This is a genomic window from Actibacterium sp. (assembly GCF_041584535.1).
Classification (GTDB): domain Bacteria; phylum Pseudomonadota; class Alphaproteobacteria; order Rhodobacterales; family Rhodobacteraceae; genus Actibacterium_D.
The window spans coordinates 1-4944 of the sequence record NZ_JBFHDW010000201.1 but is presented as its reverse complement, the minus strand read 5'-3'; the positions used below and the strand labels follow the sequence as shown (position 1 = coordinate 4944).

Annotated in this window: 5 protein-coding genes; 1 reads left to right on the top strand and 4 read right to left on the bottom strand. The window is 64.3% G+C overall.

The features are described 5' to 3' along the window. Positions 1-183, bottom strand: a 183-nt coding sequence (locus ABYW26_RS10405; protein WP_372604776.1) for a hypothetical protein, incomplete at its 3' end; no start/stop codon positions are given. Positions 184-277: 94 nt separating this feature from the next. After that, positions 278-934 (bottom strand): pyrimidine 5'-nucleotidase, encoded by a 657-nt coding sequence (locus ABYW26_RS10400; protein ID WP_372604775.1) that lies wholly within the window; start codon positions 932-934, stop codon positions 278-280. An 89-nt stretch (positions 935-1023) separates the two neighbouring features. Between ABYW26_RS10400 and ABYW26_RS10395 the strand changes: the two genes are divergently transcribed. Continuing rightward, positions 1024-1677 (top strand): GntR family transcriptional regulator, encoded by a 654-nt coding sequence (locus ABYW26_RS10395; protein ID WP_372604774.1) that lies wholly within the window; start codon positions 1024-1026, stop codon positions 1675-1677. Here ABYW26_RS10395 and ABYW26_RS10390 read toward each other — a convergent pair. Both ABYW26_RS10390 and carA read right to left on the bottom strand, forming a co-directional pair. After that, entirely contained in the window at positions 1659-3557 is a 1899-nt protein-coding gene (locus tag ABYW26_RS10390; protein WP_372604773.1) for a glycosyltransferase, read from the bottom strand. The two genes, ABYW26_RS10395 and ABYW26_RS10390, sit on opposite strands and share 19 nt — an antisense overlap. Before the next feature lie 119 nt (positions 3558-3676). Beyond that, positions 3677-4837: a glutamine-hydrolyzing carbamoyl-phosphate synthase small subunit gene (carA, locus tag ABYW26_RS10385; protein ID WP_372604772.1), complete on the bottom strand. Its 1161-nt coding sequence runs from the start codon at positions 4835-4837 to the stop codon at positions 3677-3679. Between the last annotated feature and the right edge of the window lie 107 nt (positions 4838-4944).

Here is a 4944-nt window from a genome sequence, read left to right as displayed (position 1 = left end):
CGCCGGCACATACAGGCCCGGCACGCCCCATTGCAGGATGCTGAACGCCCATAGCGCCACAGCCACCACGACCAGAGTGAAAATCCGGGCGACGGTGCTGGTCAGGATCAGCCGGACAAGCGCCATCAGAGGGTCGCTGCCATGGGTCGGGGCCGGGGCGGAAGTCGGGGTGATTGCGGTCATTGCGCGTCTCCTTGTTATGGTCGCGCGCTCTATGCGGGTAAAAACATGCGCCGCATATGTCACATATTGCCGCGCTGCGGCATCGGGCCGCAGATCAGACGCCCAGACGCGCCAGAAACCCGGCCAGATCGTCGGTGTGGTGGTGGATATGCGGCGCCGGGGCGGGCTGGGGCGCGACAAGCACGGTGCGCATACCCATCTCATGCGGGGCGGCCAGATTGCGCGGATCATCCTCGAACATCGCGGCGGTTTGCGGCGACAGGCCATCGGCGGCAAAGATCGCCTCGAACGCGGCGCGCTGGGGTTTCGGGCGATAGCCGGCGTCTTCGATCCCGTAAACCGCGTCGAACAGGCCGGACAGGCCGCGCGCCTCAAGCACGCGGCGGGCGTAAGGTGCTGATCCGTTTGTATAAACCACCCGACGGCCGGGCAGGGCGGCGATGGCATCGCGCAGCCGCGCATCGGGGCTTAGGCGGGACAGGTCGATCTGGTGCACATGCTCAAGATAAGGCGCCGGGTCGATATCGTGCAGCGCCATCAGCCCTGCCAGCGTCGTGCCATATTCGGCCCAATACAGCCGCCGCATCCGGTTGGCCTGCGGCCGATCGACCCCTAAGGCGTCCATGACCCATTCGGTCATCCGCACCTCGATCTGGTCAAACAGCCGCACCTGTGGCGGATATAGGGTGTTGTCCAGATCGAACACCCATCCGGAGACCTGATCGAATGCGTTGATCGATCCCGGTTTCACGTTGCGTTAACCCGCCACTTAGTCACTTGGTATCCTTGATTCGGGTGCGTATGCGATAGTAGCCTGAGACTCGACGATTGGAGAAGGCCATGACCGTTGTGAAGCCCGTTCATAAAGATGCCTATGCGCTGATTTTGGACGCGATTGATGTCGGCATCTACAAGCCCGGCGACCGGTTGGTGGAAAGCGAACTGGCCGAGCGGTTCGGCGTGTCGCGCACCCCGGTGCGTGAGGCCTTGCAGCGGCTTGAGACCCAATCGCTGTTGTCGCGCGATGGCCGCAGCCTGATCGTTGCCTCGCTGAACCATAACCAACTGGCCGAGCTTTACGTCGTTCGCGGCGAGTTGGAGGGGCTGGCCGCCCGTCTGGCTGCCCGCCATGCCAGCGCGGAAGAAATCCGCGTTCTGAGCGACATGGTGAAAGAGGACGAGGCGCTGTTGGGCGATCCGGCGGCGATGTCGCGGGCGAACCGGCGGTTCCACAAGCAGGTGCATCTGGCCTCGCACAATCATTTTCTGGTGCAGCAGCTTGATCTGGTGCACCGCTCGATGGCGTTGCTGGCGACGACCTCGCTGGCGGTCAAGGGCCGTGACAAGCGCGCACTGGCCGAGCATCAGGCGATAGTCGATGCGATTGCCAGCGGCGATGGCGATGCCGCTTATCGGGCGCTGAAGAACCATATCTCGATCTCGTTCGAGGCGCGGCTGCGTCTGGATGCCGTGGGTTATGGCAACGAAACCTGATCGTCTTGGGTCGGGTCGTCCTTGGTAAGGCCGTGCTGGGTCTTGTCCCAATAGAACGGCCGTAAAACCATCTCATACAGTGCCTTGTAGGCGGCCAGCGCCGCCAGCGGGAAATACAAATACAGCGTCAGCAGCCATGGCCACAGCCGTAGCTTTCCGGCCCGTTGCACCCCGGCCAGCGCCACCGAGAAATTGATCGCTTCGGCGGTCAGGAACACCCCGGCGATCAGCCCCATTGCCGGCGCGCCGATCATCGGCGTCAGCGGATGCGGCAGCCCCGCCGCCAACAGCCAGAATGACCACATTAGCGGCACCAAAAGCGCCTGAACCACCGATCCGATCAGCAGCACCTGCAAGGCGATGAACCGTTTCGGCCCCAATTGCCGCCACAGCAGCACCGGGTCGCGCATGTGCACGCTCCACGTCACGACAAAGCCCTTGATCCAGCGCGAGCGTTGCCGCACCCACGGCCAAAGGCGACAGTTGGCCTCTTCCTGCGTGACGCTGTGCACGACCTCGGTGCGATAGCCATGCCGGGCCAGACGCACGCCCAGATCGGCGTCCTCGGTGACGTTATGCGCGTCCCAGCCGCCGATTTCCTCAAGCACGGCGCGGCGCAGGAACAGGGTCGTGCCCCCCAGCGGCACCACCAGCCCCAGCTTGTCCAGACCGGGCAGGAATATCCGGAACCAACTGGCATATTCCGCGGTAAAGCACCGCGATAACCAGTTGGTTTCGCTGTTATAAAAGTCCAGAACCCCTTGCAGGCAGGCAACCTCGGGGCCGCGCATGTGGAACAACCGCACGATATCGCGGATCTGATGCGGGTCGGGGGCATCTTCAGCGTCATAGATTCCGATGATCGAGCCACGACAGAAATCCAGCGCGAAATTCATCGCCCGTGGTTTGGTCTTCAATCCGCCCGCCGGCACGGTGATCACCCGCATCCAATAGGGCAGGTCAGCGGCGGCCAGCATGGTCCGGGTCTGGTCATCATCGGCCTCGGTGATCAGGCAGATTTCCAGTAATTCGCGCGGATAGTCGATGCGGCCCAGCCGGGCGATCAGGCGCTGGACCACGTCATGTTCCCGAAACAGCGGCACCAGAACCGACACCACCGGCAGGCGCGCGATCATGACGTCGTCGTCTTGCGGCATTGGCCTGGGCGGGGCGCGCCGGGTGGCCAGCGCCGCCGAAGCCTTGAGCACCGTGGTCGCGAACAGGGTCACAACCGCCAGCGCGCTTAACCCGAACAGGACCGCGCCGGGGGCGGTGATTGTGGCGGCCAGCAGCAGGATCAGCCCGGCGGCCAACAGGTTGCGCGGGCGCTGTTCATACCAGAACCGCGAGGCCTCGGCCTCGGGCAGACGGGTTTCGGCCTGTTCGGCCAGCCTTTGATCGCGGGTGGCAAGGATCGCCTCGTGCAGGGCGCGTTCGCTGGCGATCGCCATCACCGCGTCGCCAAAGCCCTGCGGCAGCCGGGTGCGCAGCGCGTCGAACTGATCGGGGCGGCAGGTGGCAATCACCGTGGCCCCGCCCAGCCGCCTGAGCGGCACCGCGCCTTCGCGCAGGCAGGTGGCGATGCCCATTTCATCGACCAGCCGGGGGTCGGGGCGCAGATGCGCGGCATCCACCGGCAGTGCCGCATATTGCCGGGCCAGGGCGCGCGTCAGCCCGTCCTGATCGACCATGCCCAGCGACAACAGGATATCGCCCAGCCGCAGGTCGCGGCGGCGCTGGATCGTCAGCGCCTGTTCAAGATCGGCTGCGGTAACAGCGCCGGTTTCGATCAGGATGTCGCCCAGCGGCCGCCGGGGCGCGGGATCGGGCGGCGCGGCGGGATACGGCCGGGGCAGGGTCAGGACTGAGGGATCGTGCATGACAACCTTGACGGGAAAATAAGTTCCGTCAGGGTCGCAGAGCGGTGGTTAACAAAGGGTTAAGAACCGCAGCCCCCAGCCGGAAAATCACCAGATTTCCGGCTGTTGGGCGTGGTTTCTCAGGCGCGGGCGTCCATCGCGGCGACGAAACGCTCGAACAGGTAATAGCTGTCTTGCGGGCCCGGGCTGGCCTCGGGGTGATATTGCACCGAAAACACCGGGCGGCTTTCCATCGCGATACCGCAGTTCGAGCCATCGAACAGCGACACATGGGTTTCCTTGACGCCTGCGGGCAGGGTCTGGCTGTCGACGGTAAAGCCGTGGTTCATCGAGGTGATCTCGACCTTGCCGGTTTCCAGATCCTTGACCGGGTGGTTGGCGCCGTGGTGGCCGTGGTTCATCTTGATGGTCTTGGCCCCAAGGGCCAGCGCCAGCATCTGGTGGCCAAGGCAAATGCCGAACACCGGCAGATCGGTCTGGTCCAGAACGTCGCGGATCATCGGCACGGCATAGACGCCGGTTGCTGCCGGATCGCCGGGGCCGTTCGACAGGAACACGCCTTCGGGATTGTGGGCCAGCACGTCTTCGGCGGTGGCCGAGGCCGGCAGAACCGTCACATCGCAGCCCGCCGAGGCCAGACAGCGCAGGATGTTGCGCTTGGCGCCGTAATCAATTGCCACGACCTTGCGGCCGGGGGTTGCGCGCTTGGCATAGCCGTCCGGCCATGCCCACCGCATTTCGTCCCAGTGATAGCTTTGGGCGCAGGTCACGTCCTTGGCCAGATCCAGCCCTTCAAGGCCGCTAAAGGCGCGGGCCTTGGCGACCAGCGCTTCGATGTCGAAATTGCCGTCGGGATCATGGGCCAGCGCCACATGCGGCGCGCCTTGCTGGCGAATGGCCCGGGTCAGGCGCCGGGTGTCGATGCCGCCGATGCCGATCCGGCCGCGCTTGGCCAGCCAGTCGGTCAGGTTCTCGGTGGCGCGCCAGTTGCTGGGCTCGGTCGGGTCCCATTTCACCACCATGCCGGCGGCGACGGGATCGTTGGTTTCATCATCCTCAGGGGTCACACCGGTATTGCCGATATGCGGGAAGGTGAAGGTGACGACCTGACCGGCATAGGACGGGTCGGTCATGATCTCTTGATAGCCGGTCATTGCCGTGTTGAAACACAGCTCGGCCACCGTGTCCCCGGTTGCGCCGAAACCGTGGCCGTAGAACACGGTGCCATCGGCAAGGGTAAGACAAGCGGTCGGGTGGGTTTTCTTGGCTGTGGTTGGCATAACTGGCTCCAAGGCTCAAATTGGCGCGAAACTAGGCCCGGGGCGGCCTAGGGTCAAGGGGGCAGGGAAAATGCTTTTCCTTACGGAACAAGCCCTTGAGAATCTTT

Coding starts and splice junctions, on each gene's coding strand:
- ABYW26_RS10395 (WP_372604774.1), top strand. CDS start 1,024: ATGACCGTTGTGAAGCCCGTTCATAAAGATGCCTATGCGCTGATTTTG.
- ABYW26_RS10390 (WP_372604773.1), bottom strand. CDS start 3,557: ATGCACGATCCCTCAGTCCTGACCCTGCCCCGGCCGTATCCCGCCGCG.
- carA (WP_372604772.1), bottom strand. CDS start 4,837: ATGCCAACCACAGCCAAGAAAACCCACCCGACCGCTTGTCTTACCCTT.